This window comes from Geotalea uraniireducens Rf4 (assembly GCF_000016745.1).
GTDB lineage: Bacteria > Desulfobacterota > Desulfuromonadia > Geobacterales > Geobacteraceae > Geotalea > Geotalea uraniireducens.
This window is the reverse complement of the sequence record NC_009483.1, coordinates 1,040,031-1,062,734: the sequence shown is the minus strand read 5'-3', so window position 1 is coordinate 1,062,734 and position 22,704 is coordinate 1,040,031. Positions and strand designations below refer to the sequence as shown.

The window sequence follows — 22,704 nt, the reverse complement described above, 5'->3', positions numbered from 1 at the left end:
CGAGAGGATGGAAAATCGAGGGCAGATTTTCGGAAATTTGAGAGCTAATAGTGGACCTATTCGTCGAAAATTTCCGAAAATATTGACCGATTTGCCATTCTCGCAGTAGATTCATTCCTAAGTCCGACAGGCTCCTAGATCCATTCCACAGCAAATCACTATATTCGTAACTGCAAGGCCTGCTACCCGTCCGTCTTTGGCGGGCGGCAGCCCTGTGCCTTCGTCTGCAGGCTGGTCTTGCAAAACTCAAGGAGTAATCAATGAAAAAAAATATCATTCTTATTGCGGTGGCTGCAATCGGCATCGCGCTGGCAGTTGCCTTCATCACACAGGGCTCGGCCAAGTCCCTGAGCGTCAACGAGGTCAGTTCCGACCCGGCCGCTTTTACGGGAATCATCACGGTCACCGGCATCATGGGTGGCGTTTCCCAGCAGGACCCGACCATTTTCGGCATCATGGACAAGAAGGAGCTGCAGTGCACGACGCCAAACTGCAAGAAAGTTTTCATTCCGGTCAAATTCCAGGGGAAACTCCCGGTGCTGGGCGATGAGGTCAACGTGACCGGTAGATTTGTCCGTGTCGGTGACGACTTCCTTTTTGCGGCAGAAAAAATGAAAGTGGTGCGCAACCACAAGATCGGAGGGTAAATGACCCTCGCCAAACTGGTGGTAAAAAACATCACCCGCCGCCGGGGGCGGTTTGTCTTCACGCTCCTCGGCATCACCATCGGCATAGCCTCTTTCGTTACTTTCCTTTCCCTGGGGGGAAACCTGAAAAACGAGATCCACCGGGAATCTGCAGCGCTCGGGGCGAACCTGATCGTCACTCCGAAAGGATCTTGCGCCTATGAGCAGGTTTCCATTCTGACCGGCGAACAACTGCCGACCACCATCACCATGGACGAGGTCGCTAAAATCTGCGCCATCAAGGGTCTGACCGCCGTGCCGTTCCTTACGGAGAAAACGGCCATCTCCAACAAGCCGGTGGCTGTCAACGGCATCCTGCCGGCCGAGATGAAGGCTTTCAAAGGATGGGAAATGGACAAGGGGGCTTATTTCTCCGCCCAGAACGAGCCGGGCGCCGTGGTTGGCGCCGTTGCAGCAAGGCAGTTCAAACTGCAACCGGGGTCATTTATTACGGTCCGTGGCGAACAGCTGCCGGTCAAAGGGGTCCTTAAGGAAAGCGGCGGCAGGGATGACATCACTATCTTCCTCTCATTGCCGGTGGCCCAACGGCTCTTCAAGGCTGTTGACCGGGTCTCCTACGTGGCAATCAAGGTGGACGACCTGACGCTCATCGACAGCTACATCCTCAAGATCAAGGAGGCGGTCAGCCTCGGGGTGATCTCCGACAAGCAGATGCTCAAGTCGGTGCTCTCCATCGTCGGCACGGTCAATATGACGCTGCAGCTCATCGCTGCCGTGGCGGTCCTGGCAGCGGCGTTCAGCATCATCAACACGATGATGGCCGCCACCTACGAACGCAAGCGGGAAATCGGCATCCTCCAGGCGCTGGGGGCAAAACAGGGGACCATCTTCACCATTTTCATGCTCGAATCGGGCTTCTACGGCCTCATCGGCGGCGTCTCGGGAGTGCTGGGGGGCTTGTTCTGCTCGGTGGTGGCCGCACCCTACATCAGCCAGAACGCGTTCACCTCCTTCGTCAAAGGTTCGGGAACCGGCAGCATGCTCGATCCCGGGATAATCGTCGGCTCAATCGCTTTCTCGACAGCCGTCGCCATTCTCGCCGGGCTCTATCCCGCCTGGCGGGCGGCACGGCTGTCGCCGGTGGAGGCAATCAGCTATGAATGACATGATAATACGCACGGAAAACGCCGCCAAGTCCTACACAACGGGTACAGTGACCACCCACGCCCTCCGCGGCGTCACCCTTGGCATCCCGCCGGGCTCGTTCACCTGCATCGTCGGCCCCTCCGGTCATGGCAAGAGCACCCTGATGCACCTCATCGGCGGGCTGGACCGTCCCTCGGAGGGCTCAGTTTTCCTTGACGGATGCGAAATCAGCACGCTGGACAACAGTAATATGGCGAAGCTCCGGGCGCAGAAAATCGGCTTCGTCTTCCAGTTCTTCAACCTGCTCCAAAGCCTCACGGCAGCGGAAAACGTGGAAATCGCCATGATGCTGGCGGGTATTCCGGAAAAGGAGCAGGCCAGCCGCGCCCTGAAACTTCTGGCGCTGGTAGGTCTTGCCGAGAAAGCCGACGCAAAACCGTCTCAGCTTTCCGGCGGCCAGCAGCAGCGGGTGGCGATTGCCCGGGCGCTGGCCAACGATCCAGCGATCCTGCTGATGGATGAGCCGACCGGCAACCTCGATTCGGCAGCGGAGGGGGAAATCCTGGCAATTCTGCGCTCGCTGCATGCCGTCGGGAAAACGATAGTGATAGTAACCCACAATGACGAGATCGCAAAAACAGCGGAGAACATCATCCGCGTCATGGATGGCCGTGTTCTGTCATGATCGCACCGATCCGAGAAATGGAATCAGCCGTTCCAAAATCTCTTGACAGCAGTGGCGTAACCGCAAGCTTTGAAAACAAATCTTCGCTTTCCAAGTACAGAATAACATTCAAGCAATCATAATGAAGCACACAATGCCTGCCTCCAGCTACTGCGGGCAGGCATTGCCGTTCAGCGGATAATCTGTCACGCCCGAATTCCAGCAGTCCCCCCTCATCATCTCAATTAAGACCTTTCACGCTATGCAACTCTCCCCTTGCTCCTTAGTTAATATTGACATCTGCCCCGGATGGAGTTATATCATTACAAAATCGGTCAACTATTCTACCCTGACCGCATTGCTCCTTAACATATGAGATAAGGGATTTGTCATGCTCTTAACCGTCACTGAGGCTGCCAGACTGCTTCAGGTTCCGGAAAAAACCGTGTTGCGCTGGATAAGGAAAGACCACCTTCCCGCCTGCAAGATCAACGAAGAGTACCGCATGAACCGGGTCGATCTTCTGGAATGGGCCACGGAAAAGCGGATCAAGCTTTCACCGGATATATTTGCCGAACCCGAACCACCCGACGGTTCTCTGCCGACCCTCTCCCAGGTACTTAAGGCCGGCGGCACCTTCTACAATATCGAGGGAAAAACCAGGGAAGAGGTCCTGAAAAACATCGTTTCCCTCCTGAAGTTCCCCCCTCAGGTGGAGCGTGATTACATACTCCAGGTGTTGCTTGCCCGCGAAGCCCTCGGAACTACCGCCATCGGCGACGGCATCGCCATCCCCCACGTAAGAAATCCGATCCTCCTCCATGTCGATACTCCCATGGTGACCCTCTGTTTCCTGAAACACCCCATTGATTTCAAGGCCATTGACGACAAGCCGGTGGATACCCTTTTCCTACTCATCAGTCCCACGGTAAAGATCCATCTCCATCTGCTGTCCAAGCTTGCCTATGCCCTGCGTGACTCCCGTTTCAAGACGGTATTGCAGCGACAGGGACCACCGACGGAAATTCTGGCAGCGGTCAAGCTGATAGAATCGGAACTGGCCGGCGGGGCTGCTCTAAGATAGACCACTCCCGCAATAACCCTGGAAGGAGCACAACGCATGACCACCACCGCGGGGAAGCTGGTTGACCCTGCTTTTCTCATCATAACTGGACTCATCCTGACCGGTTTCTCCGGAGTTCCTGGACTTTTCCTGAAAAATGCTGCTGCATTCGGCCAGAAACTGGCCACAGCCTTTGCATGCGTCGGCGCACTGTGCGGACTGGCCGGAGCCTTCTCAACCATTGCCTCCGGCGAAACGGAAATCTTCGTCGTTAACTGGAGCCTCCCCTTCGGACCTTGTGAAATCGGCATCGACCCCCTTGCCGCACTCTTCCTCCTGTCGGTCTTTCTTATTTCCGGCTGTAGCGCAGTATATGCCAACGGCTATTGGCCGGCAGCAAAACTTCCCGCCACTTCACGCGCCCTCTGCTTTTTCATCGGCATTCTTTCCGCATCGATGGCCCTTCTCATTATCGCCCGTAACAGCGTGTTTTTCCTCATGGCATGGGAAGTCATGGCCCTTTCCGCCTATTTTGCCTTTACCGTGGAAAGCGGGAATGCCGAAGTGCGCAAAGCTGGAATGCTCTACCTGGTTTGCACCCATGCAGGAACCATGGCGCTGTTTGTCATGTTTATCCTGCTTCGGACCATGACCGGTTCGTTTCAGTTCGCGTCGACAGCATCCCTTAATCCGCTCGCACCGGGAGCAGCGGTCATATTTTTCGCCGCCCTCTTTGGTTTCGGCATGAAGGCCGGCATCATGCCGCTTCATATCTGGCTCCCTGCCGCCCATGCCAACGGGCCGAGCCACGTATCCGCCATGATGTCGGGGGTCATGCTCAAGATGGGCATCTACGGCATTATCAGGATTATATCTCTCTTCTACCCTGTGCCAACCTGGTGGGGAGCAGTCATACTCGGACTCGGCATCATTTCCGGAGTAACCGGGATCATCTCGGCTATCGGCCAGAACGACATCAAGCGTATCCTTGCCTACAGCAGCATTGAAAATATCGGCATCATCACCATGGGAATCGGCGCCGCCGTCATCGGCCAGTCGATCGGCAACCAGACCCTGGTGCTTCTGGGGATGGGTGGAGCGCTGCTCCACGTCCTCAATCACTCGCTGTTCAAATCGCTGCTGTTTCTCGGCAGCGGAGCGCTGATTCACTCCGTCGGCACCAGGGAACTCAATCGCATGGGGGGATTGGCCCGGCGCATGCCCCGCACCGCGCCCCTCTTCCTGATTGGAGCCATGGCCATCTGCGGGCTCCCCCCACTGAACGGCTTCATATCCGAATACCTGCTCTACTTCGGCTTCTTCTCAGGCGTAAAAGACGGTGCCGCCCCGATCCTTCTCGGCATGGGCCTCGCCGTAACCGCACTCGCCCTGATCGGTGCTCTGGCCCTCGCCTGTTTTGTCAAAGTTTACGGGGTGGCGTTTCTCGGCGCCCCCCGCTCTGCGGAAGCGGAACAGGGCCACGATGCTCCGTGGCAGATGCCTGCAGCCATGGGCCTCCTGGCCCTCTGCTGCCTGGTCATCGGCCTTCTGCCCCAGTATGCAGCGCATCTTGTCCAGCCCGCGGTGTATGCGGTTTTCCCTTCGCTGGTCGCCGCCGGCAGCGGCATCACTACCCAAGCCCCTCTCGGCTGGATCGGCTTCATTGGCACAGCATTGATTATCGCCGCCGCCCTTCTCGCCGCCGGCTACTACCGGCGGCTGAAGAGCATTCCGCCGGCAAGCGCCACCACATGGGGGTGCGGCTACCTGCAACCGACGGTGCGGATGCAGTATACCTCCACATCATTTGCGGAAATACTGGTCCGCCTCTTTCGCGGCACACTTCAGCCCCGCTACGCACTGCCGAAAATAACCGGCTTTTTACCAGCTTCTGCGGGATTTTCCAGCCGCATTCCCGAAACGGTACTGGATGTGGTGATACTCCCTTTTCTGCGCGTCACCGGCATCGTTTTTTCCTTTTTTCGACGTTTGCAGAACGGAGAGCAAAGCCTCTATGTGCTCTACATCTTCATCACCCTGGTGCTGCTCATGGTCTGGGCCCATTAAAATGCCGAACACAAGGGCCAAGAAATCGACCGGCAGCGAGAGGTTACTGTTATGACCGACATCCTGATCCATATGCTCCTGACCATCTTCATGCCGCCACTCCTTCTGGGGGTGATCGGCAAGACCAAGGCGGCGTTTGCCGGAAGGGTCGGGGCTCCGTTCCTCCAGCCTTACTACGACCTGGCAAAACTGATCCGCAAGGGTTCGGTTTTCAGCGACACCACCACCTGGATATTCAGGGCCGGGCCGATCATCACCCTTGCCGCCACCCTGGTTGCGGCGCTCCTGATCCCGCTGGGGAACCACCTTTCCCCCATTTCTTTTGCCGGCGACATGATACTGTTCGCCTACCTGTTTGCTCTGGGACGGTTCTTCACCACCACGGCAGCGCTCGACACCGGCTCCAGCTTCGAAGGGATGGGGGCGGCTCGCGAGGTCACCTTTGCCTGTCTCGCCGAACCGACCTTGTTTTTCGCCCTGATGACCCTGAGCCGGCTGAGCGGCTCGTTGTCCCTTTCGCCCATGCTGACCACGCTCTCCCTCTCCCTCTGGTTCAGCGCCGGCGCAGCGCTGTTGCTGCTGGTCGGGGGGATGTTCATCGTCCTTCTGGCGGAAAACTGCCGCATCCCGTTCGACGACCCGACTACCCACCTGGAGCTGACCATGATCCACGAAGTCATGGTTCTGGACCACAGCGGGCCGGCCTTTGCCTACATCCTTTACGGCGCCGCTTTGAAACTGTTCGTATTCGGGGCGTTCTTCATTCACATCGCCCTGCCGCTCAAAACCGGCAACGCCATCCTCGACTGGGGGGTATTCATCCTGTCGATGCTGGGGCTGGCAGTGACCATCGGTGTAGTGGAGTCTATCATGGCCCGTCTACGGCTGCTGCGCATTCCCCAACTGCTGGTGGCCGCCTGTATCCTCTCCGCCTTTTCCATGCTCTTAATTCTGAGGTGATTATGACTGAATTTGCCGATCAATTGCTCGTTCTCGTCATGCTGATCAATTTTCTCGTGCTCGGCTCAAGCCGGATGGCCATCGCCATCCGCGCCGTCGCAGTGCAGGGGGTTGTGCTCGGCGTGCTGCCGGCGATCATCCACACCTTTTCCTGGCACCTGATCGCCATCATTGTCGGCATGATCCTGGCGAAGGGACTCTTCATCCCCTGGCTCCTTTTCGGTGCCATGAACAAGGTGCAGATCAAGCGGGAGGTCGAGCCGTACATCGGCTACGTCTCCACGCTGATCATCGTCGCCATCACTACAGCACTCGCTTTTGTGTTTGCCGCCAAGCTGCCGCTGGCCCAGGAGCATCAGGGGCTGCTCTTCGTACCTGCATCCATAGCCACCATAATTACCGGTTTTCTCACCCTCACCACCCGGCGCAAGGCCATCAGCCAGGTAATCGGCTACCTGATCCTGGAAAACGGCATTTTCATCTTCGGCCTGCTCCTGACCTCGGCGATGCCGGTCATGGTCGAAGCCGGGGCACTCCTCGACCTCCTGGTCGGTATTTTTGTCATGGGCATAGTCATCAACCATATAAGCAACGAATTTTCCACCATCGACACCTCGCGGCTGACCGCCCTGAAGGAGTAACGCGATGTTTTACAGCCTGGTTCTGCTCCCCATGGTCGGCGCGCTGCTGGCATGGTTCATCCCCTCCAACCGCCACCGGCCGCTGGTGCTACCGGTATTTGCAGTTTTGCACCTGACACTGGTTGCGGATGCACTTATCTCCACGCCCCTTCCTTCGCCCGATGGCTGGATAAACCTTGATCCGATCGGCAAGCTGTTCCTGGGAACTATCACGATCCTTTTCGCGGTCTGCGCCTTTTACGCGATCGGCTACCTCGCCTACCGCCAGGAACGCTCGAACAGGGTGCTCTGCATGGGGCTCCTGGTCTGTCTTTCCGCCATGACCCTGGTCACCGTCTCCCATCACCTGGGGCTCCTGTGGGTCGCCCTCGAAACCACCACCCTGGCCATGGCGCCCCTCATTTACTTCAATCGCAACGCCCGATCCATCGAGGCGACCTGGAAATACATGCTGATCTGCTCGGTTGGAATCGCCCTGGCGCTCCTGGGGCTATTCTTCCTCGCCTATTCCACCATTGTCGCCCACCAGGAGGCAACCCTCCTCCTGGAGCCGCTCATCGCCTCCGCAGACAGGCTTTCACCGGCATGGCTCAACGCCGCCTTCGTCTTTCTCCTGGTCGGCTTCGGCACCAAGATGGGGCTGGCGCCACTCCACACCTGGAAACCCGACGCCTACGGCGAGGCGCCCGGCCTCGTGGGGGCGCTCCTGGCAGGCGGGCTGGTTAACTGCGCTTTCCTCGCCATCATCAGGATTTACCAAATCTGCATGAGGGCGAACGATACGGTCTTCTACCACAACGCCATGATTGTCATGGGGTTGGTTTCCATGGCCTTTGCCGCCGTATTTGTCGTGCGGCAGGCCGATTTCAAGAGGATGCTCGCCTATTCCAGCGTCGAGCACGTGGGAATTTTGGCCATCGCCCTGGGGATCGGCGGCGATGCCCTGTTCGGGGCGCTTTTTCACGTGATAAACAACGGACTCACAAAGGGTGTGCTGTTCCTCTCTTCAGGCAACATCCACCGCGCCTATGGGAGCAAGAACTGTGAACTGGTGAAAGGGGCGTTGCAGCGGGTTCCATGGTCAGCCGGACTTTTCCTGGCAGGCTTCATCGCCATTACCGGCTCCCCGCCGTTCAGCCCATTTCTCAGCGAATTCTCCATCATCAGCAGTATCTTCGGCCAGGGAAAGATGCTGATCGGCACCCTGTTCCTCCTCTTTCTCGCCATCATCTTTTTCGGCATGGCATCCAGCGTGCTGCCTGTGGTAATGGGAAAAACTTCCCCAGCCGTGGTCAAGAGCAATTACCGCGACCGGCTCCTCACCGTTGCCCCGCCGCTGTTCCTGATGGGGATCATCCTCATGCTCGGCCTCTGGCTCCCCGCGCCGCTCAAGGAGCTTCTGCAGCAGTCCGCCCAACTCCTGGAGGTGCGGCGATGACCGATAATTTCTCCATGAAGACATTCTATAACGGCGAGGCTCTCCCGCTGGCAGCGGTGCCGACGGTCAAACTGGAGGATTTTCTCCAGGGAATCATCAATGCCGCGGACCGCGGCTGGCGGATCTCCGCCCTGTTCGGCGAAGAGAACGGGCCGGGCGTGACCCTCTATGCCGTGCTCTCGGCCAAGGCCGACGGGGTGATGGGAATCATGCGCACCCAGTGCGGCGAATCCTTTCCCTCCATCACCCCCTACTGCCCCCAGGCAAACCTCTTTGAACGGGAGATAGCCGAACAGTTCGGAATCGTCCCGGAAGGGCACCCCTGGTTCAAGCCGGTCCGCTTCCACCGCTCGTTCCACCCCGCCCGCGACGCCTGGGGACGGGATGCAGCAGTGCAGATCCTGCCGGGTGTCACCGACTTTTACCGGGTGGAGGGTGAAGAGGTCCATGAAGTGGCGGTCGGACCTGTCCACGCCGGGGTCATCGAACCGGGGCACTTCCGCTTCCAATGCCACGGCGAAGAGGTCTTTCACCTGGAGATAGCCTTGGGCTTCCAGCACCGGGGGATCGAAGCGGGACTGATCGGCGGCCCGCAGACTAAAACAGTCTACCAGATGGAGACCGGCGCAGGGGACAGCACCGTAGCCCACACCTGGGCCTACTGCCTGATCCTCGAAGCCCTGGCCGGCCGCCGCATACCCGCCAAAGGCGGGGTAATCCGCGGCATCGCACTGGAACTGGAGCGGCTCGCCAACCACACCGGCGATCTGGGCGCCATTGCCGGCGACACCGGCTATCTCCCCACATCCTCCTTCTGCGGCCGGATCAGGGGGGATTTTCTCAATATGAGCGCCGTCCTCTGCGGCAGCCGCTTCAGCCGCGGACTGCTCCGCCCCGGTGGAAGCGGCTTCGATTGCAGCCAGAAGCAGGCGGACGACCTCTTGCAGCGCCTGGCAGCTGCCCGGGCCGACCTCTTCAACGCCGTAGACCTCATGTGGACCACGCCGTCGGTATTGGCAAGGCTGGAAAACACCGGCACCGTTTCCGTCGGCACCGCCAGGGAGCTCGCCCTGACCGGTCCTCCTGCACGTGCCTGCGGCATGGCCATGGATGTGCGCCAGGACTTCCCCTACGGCATCTACCAGATGAGCCAGATACCGGTGGTCACCGCCAAGAGCGGCGACGTCTACGCCCGCACCCTGGTCAGGTGGCTGGAGGCGGAGAAATCCCTGGATTTTCTCGAAGAGCAGCTACGTCAGCTGCCGAGCGGTCCCTATCGGAACGGCATCGCCTCACCGGCCGGGGAGCACATTGCCGTGGCCCTGACCGAAGGGTGGCGGGGCGAGGTCTGCCACGTGGCCATCACCGACAAGGCAGGCCATTTCAGCCGCTACAAGATCGTCGACCCGTCGTTTCACAACTGGCCCGGCTTGGCCATGGCCCTGCGCGGTCAGCAGATTTCCGACTTCCCGCTCTGCAACAAGAGCTTCAACCTCTCCTATTGCGGGTTTGATCTGTAGGTGCATCAAGACTAATTCTGCCGCAATTAGTACTACTCCGACACATATAGTTCTTTAACATTTCAATATTCGCACCAGAAGCTTTGCAATCTGATGCCTGATGTCAGGCAAGGACGGCATGCCTTTGAGTCGTTGCCTCCGCCTCCATCGCTCAGAGGAACGAAGAGAACAGCAACGATGGCGCCACTTTTCCAGGTGTTTGGTTTTCAGAACAAAGCGTCGTTGGCCAGTGTCGATTTTTTCTGAATCCAGTTGCTCCGCGCTGTCGCACTCTTCTGTTTTTTTTGCTGCAAACGCAACAGTGTCAGATAGCCATATGCCAGGGACGTCAGGAGCACATGTCGATGCCATCCGCTCCATGAGCGCCCTTCATGGTGATCAAGGCCAAGCTCTTCCTTTAGCTGTTGATAGCCATGCTCTATCCAATAACGTTCATGGTAGAGGCGGGCAAGGTCAATCGTTGCCAGATGCTGCGGCATATTGCTGAAGAAATAGCGAAGCTCGTATCCACCCAGGTTCAGGGGGCGGCGCTCTATCAGGAGCCAGACTTGTTCATGATGATTGCCCTGCCGCCATCCGTGAGCCGGCCACACTCTCATTGAGACGGCCTCTGCAACAAGTGGCTTGTCCTTGGAATTGAGCCTCAATTCTAGCCGTTGCCATGCATCATCGGCAATGCTTTCGCCCAGTACCGACAGCTTGACCGGTTCGGGGTTTGTGGAGACTACCTTAGGGCGAGTTCGTGGACGCCCTCGCTTATGCTCTTTGACTGGCGCAATTTCAAAGACCGGCTCCTCAAGAAATACCGGGGTGTTGGAGTAAGCTCCCAGGATGTAATTTTCACTGCGGGACTCAAGCTCCTTGCGAAACTCCGGAATGTTGCCATACCAGCTGTCAGCAAGGACTGCACGATGGGGAACATTGTCTTTTCGGGCCAGGTCAACAAAATCAAGTGCCATGCGCCATTTTGACTTATGGTGCACTGACTCCGGCATGTGAGCCTTTTTACGCTTTGCGGTGCAATCATCATTTTGCTGATCCCAGGATTCCGGGACGAACAGTTCCATGGCATATGGCCAGGCGACATCTCTGCCGACATACGTCATGCTTACGCCAATCTGACAGTTGTCAGTCTTGCCTGATGCACCGCAGTATTGCCGGGCAACACATACACTGTCGTACCCTTTCTTAGGGAACCCGGTATCATCAAGAACCAGGATCCCCTGCGGGTCGGAAGTGACGTCAAGCATGGAACGGCGGAATTGCTCAGCAACAAGTTGATCGTCCCATTTGGCAGTCGAAAGGAGGCGCTGCATACTTCGTTCAGATGCGTTTACCTTCTCTGACATGGGTTCAACTGACTTGCGCTCACCGTCCATGAGCAGGCCGGCCAAGTAACATTCTGCCAGTTCACGGCTCTCTGACCGATGGAAATAGCCATAATAGGGAGCCATATATTCTTCGATGCCGGGGAAAACGATCTCTGTTGTCATTCGCAGAGATTATCACATGAAACAGATTATATCAAGCTATGTGTCGGAGTAGTATTAGGTACTTTTTCGAAGACATCAGCTATATAAATAGATAAGACAACAAAGAAGTCGTTTCTCTTAATTTCTCGAACTGCCCGCATCATGTGTCCGAGGTTCAAACCATGTTCAAAGCCATACTCGCCCGCATCCATCAGAAACATCGCACCATCAAATACCCGGCTGAACCGGCAGTGCTGCCGGAGCTGTTCCGCGGCTACCCGCTCCTCAATCCAGATGCATGCCCCTCCGGCTGCCGGCTCTGCGCCGATGCCTGCCCTTTCGGCGCCATTACAACCGGAAACGGGGAACTGGAAACGGGGACCGGGAAAAACCTCTCCCTGGACATGGGTAAATGCCTGTTCTGCCCGGAATGCGCGGAGGCCTGCCCTCACGGGGCAATTTCCTTCAGCTGCGACGAAAAGCTGGCGGCAACTCACCGCGCCGACCTGATCGTCACGCAGGGGTGCGAACGGAAGCTGGCCCAGGCCCTCGATGCGCGAATGCTCTCCCTCTTCGGCCGCTCCCTCAAACTGCGCGAGGTAAGCGCCGGCGGCTGCAATGCCTGCGAGGCGGACGTCAACGTACTCTCCACGGTGGGATTCGATCTGGGGCGGTTCGGCATCCAGTTCGTCGCCTCGCCGCGCCATGCCGACGGGATATTCGTCACCGGCCCGGTGACGGAGAACATGCGCGAGGCGCTCTTGAAGACTTACGAAGCGGTGCCGGAGCCGAAGATCGTCATCGCCAGCGGTGCCTGCGCCATCAATGGCGGGCCGTTCATCGATTCGTCGGAGGCCCATAACGGCGTGGAAGGCCTTCTGCCGGTCGATCTCTACATACCCGGCTGCCCACCGCACCCCATCACTATTCTTGACGGCCTGCTCAGGCTGCTCGGGCGATTGGAGGAAAGGTAAGGAAGGATGCTTAGCTGTGGGGTTTTTGCTGCTCTGTCGCTGCCGGCTCATTAGCGGCAGGCTCAGCTTTTTCGGATTCGCGCATGGGGACACGCTCTACTTCCGCGTGTTTATTATGGATACGGCTGATATACCAATCGAAAAATGCCAGCGTAAGCCCGGAGATCACCAGGGTAAACGCGCCAAGCCTCAACAGTATCCCGTAGAGGCTTTTTTCCTCCCCGCTGACATCGGAAAAGATGACGAACTTGCCGATATTGTTGCCTGCGGCGTCTATGGAAGCATCGAATCCCCCCTTGAGGGTGCGGCCGCCGGTCGATAGGATAAACTGGTCGTCGGACCTTTTGCCTTCAGCCAGCACCTTATCCAAACCGGGGTAGACCTTCTCCGAATCGCTTGAGACGACGACGTAATCCTTGAGCCGCTCCCAGTCACCTGTGCGGCCCGACATGCGCAGGCCCTGTTCCCATTTGCCCTTGTCCAGATATTTCTTGGCGACCACGGACAACAGCTCAATATTCATGATCTGAGATATGCGAGTCGTAATCTGCTCGACATCCTCACCCAGCTCGATGTAACCCGCCACTTTGCCGTCGATGACCCATGGATGCACCACGCGCAGGGCAACTGTACCGAACGGCCCCATCTCGATCCCATGGGCCGGCCTACCCAGATGTGCGGCAATATCCATGGTGATGCGATCGATGAAATCGCCACGGCTCTCCGGTTTATGAACGCGCAGAAAACATTCTTTATCAGGCGTAATGAAATAAAAATGCGTAATCAGGCTTCGGGAACGGAGTTCCTTGAAAATGGGCGTGGCATCGCGCAGGAGAGCGGCACGGTCACCCGCCAGCCAGTCCCTCTGCAGATTTTTGTTTTCCTTGATGAAGGAGAGGAGCCCGTTGAGCAGTTCTGTTTCACTCTGCACCTGGCTCTGAAAATTTTTATGAAAGGCTTCGACCCTCAACGCCGTCTCTGAATGGATATGGTCCCATTGCAGGCGGTAGACGGTAAAGATCAAGCCGCTGAGAAACACGCTCATTGCCAGGGCAAGTGGAATGAAGAGTTTTTTACGGACTATCGCTATTTTCCATGCCATACCAGATAACCTTCCCGCGGCTCGATCACGTCGGCCAGCGCGGTCTACCGCCAGTTTGCCGAAGACGGTCGATTAATCGTAATGCATAATAAATTACTCATCCAGGGAATTCAAGGAAAAGATACGGGTAATGAGGAGTTCTTCTTACCTGCGGGTAACTCGGAGCATTCGCTACTCTTCTCTTGAACTGTAACATTTATCTGTGATATTGTTTCAAAAAAAGCGATTGGGGGACGGCTACCATGACAGAACTTATCGATGTACCGGCAGACATGACTGTTAAAGATATCATCATTGTAAAAAGATTGAAGAACGACTACTTTGCCGAAGTCAGGCTGGTCATGAGAAACGGCCAGTTTGAAGCTGCGTTGTTCCTCAATGACAAGTTCAAGCCGGGACCGCCGATCCCGCAACCATTGGACAACCCGAGTGGCGATCTGACCCACTGGATGGGAGTGCGACCGAGCGTCGGTCTGACCGCCGAAGAAGCTGATCGGATACTGGATGAGGTCAGCAGCGAAAACGCCATTAACCACAAGAGAATGAACCAGCGCTGGGGCAAAAACGACGACTAGCATCGCTGCACGTCACCCTGCACATGGAAAATACTGAGCCCACGCCGGACAATTCGGAGTGGGCTCTTTTCGTTCCGGCATAATTTAATTATTTCGGGTCTGTCTGCGGCTTCACATCCTTGGCTTCTTCCTTTTTACCGCCGAATAGATTCTTCTCCGGCTTCAACATCGAAACCATATCCTCGAAAATAAGATTGTACAGGGTGGATACCTGTGCCTTACTCTGAACCGATGATTTTTCCGCTTTGGCAAAGGCCTTGGAAATACCCGGTATGGTCTTGAACTTCACGTCGACCCGGTCGCTCAGGTTGGCTGCAGCTTCGTCGAAATCGGGGTACTGAAGCGCAAAGAACATGGGGAAGGTCAGCGACCGCTGACGGAAATTGGGGTACTCCCACAGTGTGTTTCCGTCCGCATCCAGAATCTGGGCGCTCATGGCGAGGTAGTTGTAGTCGCTTTCCAGATAGGAGAGGAGATTACTGGCGTAGATCTTGTCCGGTTTGGTCAGGCCGTTCACCGTGACCAGCAGGACTGCATCGACATCGTTTTTCGAGATGATGTTCCTGATCTCTTCTGTCTTGAAGAAATACTTGTTATAGATGATTCCGGCGTCGTCGCGTTTCTCTCTCCGGCTGAACAGTGCGGAAAACATCTGGCCGGCATCGGCATCGAGCAGGCGGACGGAGAAGTAAGCGCCGGTATTCTTCAGCTGGGCAATTAGTTCCTTTTCGTTTATCCGGTTGGCGTCCTTGATCAAGTTGACGAGCGCATCCTTTTCCGGGTGCTTGATGTCTGAATCGCCATCGACAAAGAGAGGTGCGACCCCCAGCGTTCTTACCTTCTTCTGGTAGGTCTCTCTGGGGATATTATAAAAGTTTTGGGCGCAGCCGAAGGTAAACAGGGACAGCATGAAGAGAAAGGCAAATCTGAAAAACATCCGCATTGTTCATCCTCCCGAAAGACCGGATATATAACCACCTAGCGTTTATAGCAGAAGAGAATGGAATTGACCATAATTTATTGAGCTTTGCCGCTACGCTGTCGTATGCCGTAAAGGAAGAGAAGCAGCGCCGGAAGAGGGCTTTCAGGACGCCTTTAACATGATGAATCCCATTTGCCTTCCCGTATCCCCCTTATCGCGCCTGTAGGAGAAAAACAGCTCCTGGTTACAGCTGACGCATTGATCTGCAACGACGATATTTCCATTCGGCAGGCCGGATTCCGCAAGCTGGCGACGGTTAGCCGCAGCAAGGTCGAGCCCCCATCGTCCTTCTCCCCTCGCGACAGCAAAGAGCTCCCAGCCGGAGGCCCCTTTTTTGAAGGCTTCCATTACCGGGGCATCCACCTCGTAGCAGCAAGGGCCGATGGCAGGGCCGACCGCAGCGAGGATATCGCCAGTCGAGGAACCGAACATTTCCTGGAGGGCGGCAACCCCTTTTTTGGCGATCTCCCCGGCAGTCCCCTTCCAACCCGCGTGAAGCGCAGCGACAACTCGTTTTACCGGGTCAAACAGGAGCAGAGGCACGCAGTCTGCCACGCCGACGCCGATCATGATCCCCGGCTGGTTGGTGATGATTCCATCGCACTCAAGGGTATGAAAATGGGTATAATCCGGATTGGGGGAATCTATGACCAGAAGGTCCGTACCATGCACCTGCTTGACGGTTACGAGCTGTTCCAGCCCTGCGCCGAAGGCCCTTGTCAACACGCTCCGGTTCCCCTCCACACTGTGAGGCGAATCGAACGTGTTGGTTCCCAGGTTGAGAGAATTGTAAGGAGGACGCGAAACGCCCTCGTGTCGGGTGGTGAAGCCCATTACAGCCGCACCGCTTCTGGCAAGTGCCTGCGGCTCCAGGTATTGGACCTTGCCGGCTTTTTTCATTTCCATATCGCTACCTCTTAATATTTTTTCTTGCCTTTGGGAAGCAGCTGATAAAAACGCTTCTTTGAACCGCAAAGGCGGCGTAATTTATGCGCTTTCTACGGTACTCTCCAGGTATTCGACTATTCTTGCCATATCATCAGGAAGTTCCGTATCGAACTCCAGGTATTCACCGGTAACGGGATGTATGAAACCGAGGGTCTTGGCGTGCAGTGCCTGGCGCCCCAGATCCTTGATCAACTTACGGAGCAACGTATCCGAAACAGTTGCCAAGCGGCTGCCACCGCCGTAAACATCGTCCCCAACCAGTGGATAGCCCGCCTCGGAGAGATGAACCCGGATCTGATGGGTACGGCCGGTTTCCAGCCTGAGGCGAAGAAGGGTAATGCCGCGATAGCGGCCAACGACCCGCCAGTGGGTAACCGCATGCTTGCCATGTTTCGCCTTGCCCGACATCCGCTTTCTGTCAACCGGATGACGCCCGATATGCGATTCCAGTCGGCCCTTATCGTCTTTCGGCGCGCCGTACACGAGCGCGAGATAGACCCGTTTGATGGTGTGTTCCTTGAACTGCTCAGCCAGCGACTGATGAGCCGCATCACTCTTTGCCACAACGAGAACACCGGAAGTGTCCTTATCGATGCGATGGACAATGCCGGGTCGTAACTCGCCGCCAATGCCGGACAGGTCGGTACAATGGCCGAGCAGAGCGTTCACCAGCGTGCCGCCGCTATTTCCCGCACCGGGATGTACGACCATGCCGGCGGCCTTGTTGACTACCACCAGATTACGGTCCTCGAACAGTATCTCAAGAGGAATGGTTTCAGCCGCAGGCTCTGCCGCAACAGGGGGTGGTATCGTCACCATCAGGCGCTCGCCCCCCTTCAGCTTCAGTGAAGGCTTCTGCGGGTGGCCGTCGACCGTTATCTGCCCTGCCTCGATCAGTCGCTGGGCCGTTGCGCGGGTCATACCATTTACGCTGCGGGCAATAAAGCTATCGAGCCGCTCTATCTCTGAATTTTCAGGAAATATCAATTCCACGTTTTCCACGTTTAAGCACCTTGTTAAAAATAACGAAGGCGCGATTTAATAAATCGCGCCTCGGCAATAGACTGGTTGAAAACCGACGCTTACCAGATTGGAGATTCGATCTTGCCGGCCCGCTTGATAAGAACATCCACCACGGCAATTTCAAACATATTGGATTGGGCAAGTCCGGGTGTCACCCTGGTATTGAAATGCTGCCGCCCCTCATCGAGCTCTTCAGAAAGGATGTCGAAAATGTTGTCGTTCTTGATCCCTTGTTCCACCTTTTCCCGGTTGTAGATGGCAACGTCGGACATGATTGCCCTGGCAAGCCGCCTGGCCTGGTCAGGATTATCTATAAGGCTCATGGTTTCCCCTGACTGCTGGTTTTGTTTTTATAATGTACCCAATTTCCGCTGCAGATACTACTTTATTCTGATCGCAAAATAGATGCTGGCATCCCCCCGCCTTACCAGCAGGGCTACGGACCCTTTCTTTTCAGCATCTTTCATGGCCTTTGCATAGTCGTTCACACCGGCGATCTTTCTCTGGTTGACTGAAACAACGACATCGCCCTGCTGGATGCCGCTGTCGGCAGCAAGGCTGCCCGGCTCAACGCTCGTCACGACAACACCCTGCAGACCCTTCAGTCGTATATCACGGGGGAGTTCCTCTACCGACAATCCGACCCATGCCGTTTCCGTCTCGACCGATTTAGGCTTCGCACCCGCGGCACTGTCAGCGGAGGCAGGGATGATTGAAAGTTTTTTTGCCCGGCCTTCGCGGAAAACCTCTATCTCCACCGGAGAGCCGACCGGCATATCAGCCACCAGCAACTGGAGTTGCTGGACGGACTTTATCTCTTTGCCGGCAATCCCGGTTATGATGTCACCCTGCCTGAGGCCGGCCTTGGCAGCAGGGCTCCCCGCCATTATATCGCTCACCAAGGCACCTTGTGCCCGTTTCAAGCCAAAGGACTGGGCAATCTCTTCCGTCACCGGCTGAATGGAAACACCCAGCCAACCGCGGCTGACATTCCCCTTTTTTATCAACTGCGGCACTGCCCGTTTCGCCATATTTATGGGAATGGCGAAGCCGATGCCCTGGCCTGCCGCTACAATGGCAGTATTGATGCCGATTACCTCGCCATAGACATTCAAGAGCGGTCCGCCGGAATTGCCCGGGTTGATGGAAGCGTCCGTCTGGATGAAGTTCTCGTAGGTTTCGATCCCCATATTGGAACGGCCGGTCGCCGACACCACCCCGACGGTAACGGTCCGGTCGAGACCGAACGGGTTGCCGATAGCAATGGCCCACTGTCCTACCTGGAGTTTGTCGGAATCGCCCAGCACTGCCACCGGGAGCTGTTCCTTGGCGTTGATCTTGATCACCGCGATGTCGGTTTTGGGATCGCTGCCGACCACTTTGCCGCTATAAACATTTTCGTTGGAAAGTTTTACCTGGATGCTCTCCGCATCCCGCACCACATGATCGTTGGTGATGATGTATCCGTCCCGGTTGATGATAAAGCCGGAACCCAGGCTGTTTTCACGGCGGTATTGGGGCGTCCCACCCCTGCCGCCGAAAAAATCATCGAAAAGGGGGGACATCTCGAAGAACGGCTGCACGAGCTTTTTCTTGCTCACCGTGGAAATATTGACCACTGCCGGGTTAACCGCTTTTACCACATTGGCGAAAGCCTGCTGGGTGGCAAGGATGTCCTTGGGTACTTCTTTTACCGGGGCCTCGGCAGTCCCTTTGCGGTTTGATTCAAAGAAATAGGCTTCTTCCTTCTTTTTGCAAGCCGAAAGAAGGGTGGCCAGCATCAACAAAAAAATAATAATACGGATTTTCATCGAAAAAACTCCACACATTGCCTGTGTAAGCAACTTAAACCTTTGCAAGGTTAGCCAAAAACCGACTTTGTGTCAACGGATTTCATCACGGAAGCTGCCGCGCCCGAAACCGGTTTTCGGCGTAGAAACAACTAATTCGTGTCCTTCCGGAAACTCGGATGGGCACGAATCAACTCATCAGCCGACCATGCAGATACGTCTCTGAAAATAAGCCCTTGACGTGCATCGTTGTTTTGCATATAACCCGTGAACAGGGAGACGATTATGAAAGAGATAAAACCTGAAATTCGCGAACTAAAGTTGGGGGAGAAGGCCAGAAAACTGAGGCAGGAGAGAAGGCTCACCCTGCAGGAGCTCGCCGAATTGACAGGCTTGTCAAAACCCCTCCTGTCGCAGATTGAAAACGATCAGGTCACACCTCCCATAGCGACGTTGCTCAAGATTGCAAAAGGGCTCAAGGTCGGTATTCATTACTTTTTTGAAGAAGAAGGTGACCGGCAAAAATTCGTCCTGACCCGCGGCGGTAGCGGACCTGCAAGTAAGCGCAGGGCAGGAAGCGACATTGTCCAGGGATATCTTTACCGACCGCTCGCCCCGGGCATCCGCCACAAGCAAATAGAGCCGTTTCTCGTGGCGTTCGAAGAAACCGCATGGGACGACAGCCGTTTTTACAGCCATGAAGGGGTCGAGTTCATATATCTGCTCGAAGGTGAACTGGAATTTCACTACGGTCAGGAAATTATGACCCTGCAACCGGGCGATAGCATCTATTACGACTCTTCGGAGCCCCATGGATATGTCTCCATCGGCTCACAGCAGGCCAAAGCGGTCGCAGTGCTCTACTCCAAGGATTAATCCGCCCATTACCCAACGCAAATCCTCTCTCAAACCTCTTCGCACTCGTCCGAGGTCCAGCTGTCCAGTGTGCCATCCTCCAACTCTACCTGGATCGTTCCCCCTTCGGTGGTGCAGCCGAAGGTAACCCCGGTCACACCCGTCCTTGTATTTCTCAGCCTGACCCTCTCGTCTTTATGCTCTGTTCTTTGGCAGACGTCTTCATGTGTTGATTCTTTCATGTATCACACCTCACGCATTGGATAGTTACCACTAGATTAGCACGGCAGGGAGCGAATGCAAGCCATGGCACGCCATCCCGTACCAACAGGCATTCATCCTTCAAACCGGCGCATCCTCCGCTCTGTTCCTGGCCGTACGGACAAGGAGCTTCTCCGTCATGCGCCAGTCGGCAAACGGCAAAAAGGGTCGTTTGTTTACATTTTTGCCCGATTGACTACGGCAATAAATCTGATTTAATAGACTGGGGTTAACGATAATTAATATTTAATTTAATTCGGGCCTGTTCGTGGGCAAAAGGGTTTTTTTCATGAATATCCCGGATGGTTTGACAACCGCTCCGACACTTTTATATGTGGAAGATGACAGGGCAACCAGAGAGCTGATCTCACTGGTGATAACCAATAAATTCCCCGATGTGACTTTATTGCAGGCGAGCAACGGTCAAGAGGGGCTCGCATTGTTTAAAAAACATGCACCGGATATTGTCCTTACCGATATGCAGATGCCGGTCATGGACGGTATCACGATGGCAAAGGAAATCAAGCAGCTGAACAAAGAAGCCAAGATCATCGTCATTTCCGCACACAACGACACAGGCCACATCATTGACGCCATCGACATCGGCATCAATCACTACGTGCTGAAACCGATCAACCACAACAAGCTCCGGGCGGTAATCGGACAATGCATGACCAGCATCAAGTGGGAACGGCAGATCCGTGAACAGGAAAAATTCATCCGCAAATTGTCCCGCGCCGTTGAACAGAGTCCGGTAGCCATTATCATCACCGACACTTCCGGCACAATTGAGTATGTAAACCCCCGGTTTACGCAGTTGACCGGTTATACCTCCGCAGAAACGATCGGCAAAAAGCCGCATATTTTGAAGTCAGGTGAAACTCCACCGGAAGAATACCGCAAATTATGGGAAATCATAAGTGGCGGCGGGGAGTGGTGGGGTGAATTTCATAACCGGAAAAAGAACGGCGAACTCTACTGGGCTTCAGCCTCCATCTCGCCGATTACCAACGGAAACGAACAGATCACCCACTTCATAGCCTTTCAGGAAGACATAACCGAACGAAAACAGGCAGAAGAAACCATAAAGCAGATGGCATACTACGATACCCTCACAGGCCTCCCCAATCGCCATCTGTTCAACGAACTGATGCATCTTGCCCTGGCTCAGGCCCATCGGCACAACCGGCTTCTCGCCGTGCTTTTCCTCGACCTCGACCGATTCAAGCATATCAACGACACTCTCGGCCATACCGTAGGCGATCAGCTTCTCCAGGCTTCAGCCCATCGTCTCAAGGAATGCTGCCGGCGTGACCGGGATACCGTTGCCCGACGCGGCGGTGATGAATTCATCATCCTCCTCCCCGACATCGATGATGTGCAAGAGGCGGTCAGGGTCGCACAGAAGATCATCGACGCCTTCACCCAGGTCTTCGTCCTCCCGGACATCGAGCTTTTCATCAGCACCTGCATCGGGATCAGCATTTTCCCCAATGACGGCAGAGACACGGAAACCCTGATAAAAAACGCCGACATGGCCATGTACCGCGCCAAGGAACAAGGTCGGAGCAGGTACCACCTTTACACATCTTCCATGGATGAGCAGGCATTCCGCCGGCTGACAATGGAGAACAGCCTGCGTAAGGCCCTTCAACGTGAGGAATTTTCCCTCTACTATCAACCGAAGGTCAATATCAAAACCGGCCAGATCGTCTGTCTCGAAGCGCTCGTCCGCTGGCAGAACCCGGAGATGGGACTTATCCTGCCAAATCAGTTCATCCCCCTGGCTGAAGACACCGGACTGATCATTCCCCTCGGCGAATGGGTGCTTCGCACCGCCTGCGCCCAAAACAAAACATGGCAGCTGCTAAATTATCCCCCCATGCGCGTCGCCGTGAACTTTTCGCCGCGGCAATTCCAGCAGCCAAGGCTGACGGATATGGTCGAGCAGATATTGGGTGAAGCAGATCTCGCTCCCTGCTGGCTTGAACTGGAACTGACCGAAAACGTCATGCTGCAGAATGTGGAAAAAACCGTACAGACGCTAAATAGATTGAGCAATCTGGGGATACATATCTCCATCGACGACTTCGGCACGGGTTATTCGTCGCTTTCCTATATAAAAAAGCTTCCCATCCAGACATTGAAAATCGATCGCTCCTTTGTCCATGACATAAATACCAACGCCGACGATGCGGCCATTGCCATAGCGGTCATTACCATGGCACAAAGCCTCAGGCTCAACGTCATAGCCGAAGGGGTCGAAACCCTGGAGCAAATGAAGCTGCTCGACGGCCTCAACTGCCCGGAAATGCAAGGTTATTTATTCAGCAAGCCCCTTCCGGTAGCCGAGATGACCACACTCCTTTCCAACATAAAATGGCCGGACATGACCTGGAAAGATCCAACGCTGCACTAACCAGCTTAACAGCAAAAGCCGGGCTGAAGATGCTGCATACACAGCAGACAAACTCCCTTCATTAAAAACGTCGATAACGTCTCCCTTCCCCGTTAATAGCTTGACAAATGATCCCATTTTGTTGCTTATTTGTATACACATCAAACACCATGCGATA

21 protein-coding genes are annotated in these 22,704 nt (G+C 55.6%); 13 read left to right on the top strand and 8 right to left on the bottom strand.

The window, feature by feature from the left end:
* The first annotated feature begins 260 nt into the window (after positions 1-260).
* The 9 genes from GURA_RS04535 to GURA_RS04495 all read left to right on the top strand — a co-directional run bounded on the left by GURA_RS04535 (position 261) and on the right by GURA_RS04495 (position 10,146).
* Positions 261-647, top strand: a complete 387-nt coding sequence (locus GURA_RS04535; RefSeq protein ID WP_011937826.1) for a hypothetical protein — start codon at positions 261-263, stop codon at positions 645-647.
* The gene (locus tag GURA_RS04530) at positions 648-1,811 is read left to right on the top strand and encodes an ABC transporter permease (protein ID WP_011937825.1); all 1,164 of its coding nucleotides are present in this window, start codon (positions 648-650) and stop codon (positions 1,809-1,811) included.
* The gene (locus GURA_RS04525) at positions 1,804-2,478 is read left to right on the top strand and encodes an ABC transporter ATP-binding protein (protein WP_011937824.1); all 675 of its coding nucleotides are present in this window, start codon (positions 1,804-1,806) and stop codon (positions 2,476-2,478) included. The genes GURA_RS04530 and GURA_RS04525 overlap by 8 nt, the downstream gene beginning before the upstream one ends.
* 370 nt (positions 2,479-2,848) lie before the next feature.
* A complete protein-coding gene (locus GURA_RS04520; RefSeq protein WP_011937823.1) occupies positions 2,849-3,541 on the top strand; it encodes a PTS sugar transporter subunit IIA in 693 nt (230 codons plus the stop codon).
* A 36-nt stretch (positions 3,542-3,577) separates the two neighbouring features.
* Positions 3,578-5,587 carry a proton-conducting transporter transmembrane domain-containing protein gene (locus GURA_RS04515; protein WP_011937822.1) on the top strand — a complete coding sequence of 670 codons (2,010 nt, stop codon included), beginning with the start codon at positions 3,578-3,580 and terminating at the stop codon, positions 5,585-5,587.
* A gap of 51 nt (positions 5,588-5,638) precedes the next feature.
* The gene (locus GURA_RS04510) at positions 5,639-6,547 is read left to right on the top strand and encodes a respiratory chain complex I subunit 1 family protein (protein WP_011937821.1); all 909 of its coding nucleotides are present in this window, start codon (positions 5,639-5,641) and stop codon (positions 6,545-6,547) included.
* Positions 6,548-6,549: 2 nt separating this feature from the next.
* The gene (locus GURA_RS04505) at positions 6,550-7,188 is read left to right on the top strand and encodes a hydrogenase (protein ID WP_041245271.1); all 639 of its coding nucleotides are present in this window, start codon (positions 6,550-6,552) and stop codon (positions 7,186-7,188) included.
* A gap of 4 nt (positions 7,189-7,192) precedes the next feature.
* Entirely contained in the window at positions 7,193-8,626 is a 1,434-nt protein-coding gene (locus GURA_RS04500) for a proton-conducting transporter transmembrane domain-containing protein (protein ID WP_011937819.1), read from the top strand.
* The gene (locus tag GURA_RS04495; protein ID WP_011937818.1) at positions 8,623-10,146 is read left to right on the top strand and encodes a hydrogenase large subunit; all 1,524 of its coding nucleotides are present in this window, start codon (positions 8,623-8,625) and stop codon (positions 10,144-10,146) included. The genes GURA_RS04500 and GURA_RS04495 overlap by 4 nt, the downstream gene beginning before the upstream one ends.
* 206 nt (positions 10,147-10,352) lie before the next feature.
* Here the strand turns inward: GURA_RS04495 and GURA_RS04490 are convergent, their stop codons facing one another.
* A complete protein-coding gene (locus GURA_RS04490; protein WP_011937817.1) occupies positions 10,353-11,639 on the bottom strand; it encodes an IS701-like element ISGur14 family transposase in 1,287 nt (428 codons plus the stop codon).
* A gap of 161 nt (positions 11,640-11,800) precedes the next feature.
* Here GURA_RS04490 and nuoB point away from each other — a divergent pair, with 161 nt between their 5' ends.
* Entirely contained in the window at positions 11,801-12,592 is a 792-nt protein-coding gene (nuoB, locus tag GURA_RS04485) for an NADH-quinone oxidoreductase subunit NuoB (protein WP_011937816.1), read from the top strand.
* Positions 12,593-12,602: 10 nt separating this feature from the next.
* On the opposite strand, the gene GURA_RS04480 is transcribed toward nuoB, so the two are convergent.
* Positions 12,603-13,694, bottom strand: coding sequence for a hypothetical protein (locus tag GURA_RS04480; protein ID WP_011937815.1), 1,092 nt, complete (start codon positions 13,692-13,694; stop codon positions 12,603-12,605).
* A 242-nt stretch (positions 13,695-13,936) separates the two neighbouring features.
* On the opposite strand from GURA_RS04480, the gene GURA_RS04475 reads away from it, so the two are divergent.
* Positions 13,937-14,269, top strand: a complete 333-nt coding sequence (locus GURA_RS04475) for a hypothetical protein (protein ID WP_011937814.1) — start codon at positions 13,937-13,939, stop codon at positions 14,267-14,269.
* Positions 14,270-14,357: 88 nt separating this feature from the next.
* On the opposite strand, the gene GURA_RS04470 is transcribed toward GURA_RS04475, so the two are convergent.
* From GURA_RS04470 to GURA_RS04450, 5 genes are all read right to left on the bottom strand, one after another.
* Entirely contained in the window at positions 14,358-15,206 is an 849-nt protein-coding gene (locus GURA_RS04470) for a hypothetical protein (RefSeq protein WP_232278977.1), read from the bottom strand.
* Between the two features lie 147 nt (positions 15,207-15,353).
* Positions 15,354-16,157, bottom strand: a complete 804-nt coding sequence (gene pgeF / locus GURA_RS04465) for a peptidoglycan editing factor PgeF (protein ID WP_011937812.1) — start codon at positions 16,155-16,157, stop codon at positions 15,354-15,356.
* A gap of 81 nt (positions 16,158-16,238) precedes the next feature.
* Entirely contained in the window at positions 16,239-17,201 is a 963-nt protein-coding gene (locus GURA_RS04460) for an RluA family pseudouridine synthase (protein ID WP_011937811.1), read from the bottom strand.
* 80 nt (positions 17,202-17,281) lie between these two features.
* Positions 17,282-17,545, bottom strand: coding sequence for a hypothetical protein (locus tag GURA_RS04455; RefSeq protein WP_011937810.1), 264 nt, complete (start codon positions 17,543-17,545; stop codon positions 17,282-17,284).
* Positions 17,546-17,602: 57 nt separating this feature from the next.
* Entirely contained in the window at positions 17,603-19,033 is a 1,431-nt protein-coding gene (locus GURA_RS04450) for a DegQ family serine endoprotease (RefSeq protein WP_011937809.1), read from the bottom strand.
* A gap of 264 nt (positions 19,034-19,297) precedes the next feature.
* Here GURA_RS04450 and GURA_RS04445 point away from each other — a divergent pair, with 264 nt between their 5' ends.
* Complete coding sequence (locus GURA_RS04445) at positions 19,298-19,888, top strand: helix-turn-helix domain-containing protein (protein ID WP_011937808.1); 591 nt, start codon at positions 19,298-19,300, stop codon at positions 19,886-19,888.
* A gap of 29 nt (positions 19,889-19,917) precedes the next feature.
* Here GURA_RS04445 and GURA_RS04440 read toward each other — a convergent pair whose 3' ends face one another.
* Complete coding sequence (locus GURA_RS04440) at positions 19,918-20,109, bottom strand: hypothetical protein (RefSeq protein WP_011937807.1); 192 nt, start codon at positions 20,107-20,109, stop codon at positions 19,918-19,920.
* Between the two features lie 308 nt (positions 20,110-20,417).
* Here GURA_RS04440 and GURA_RS04435 point away from each other — a divergent pair, with 308 nt between their 5' ends.
* A complete protein-coding gene (locus GURA_RS04435; protein WP_011937806.1) occupies positions 20,418-22,547 on the top strand; it encodes an EAL domain-containing protein in 2,130 nt (709 codons plus the stop codon).
* The last annotated feature ends 157 nt before the right edge of the window (positions 22,548-22,704 follow it).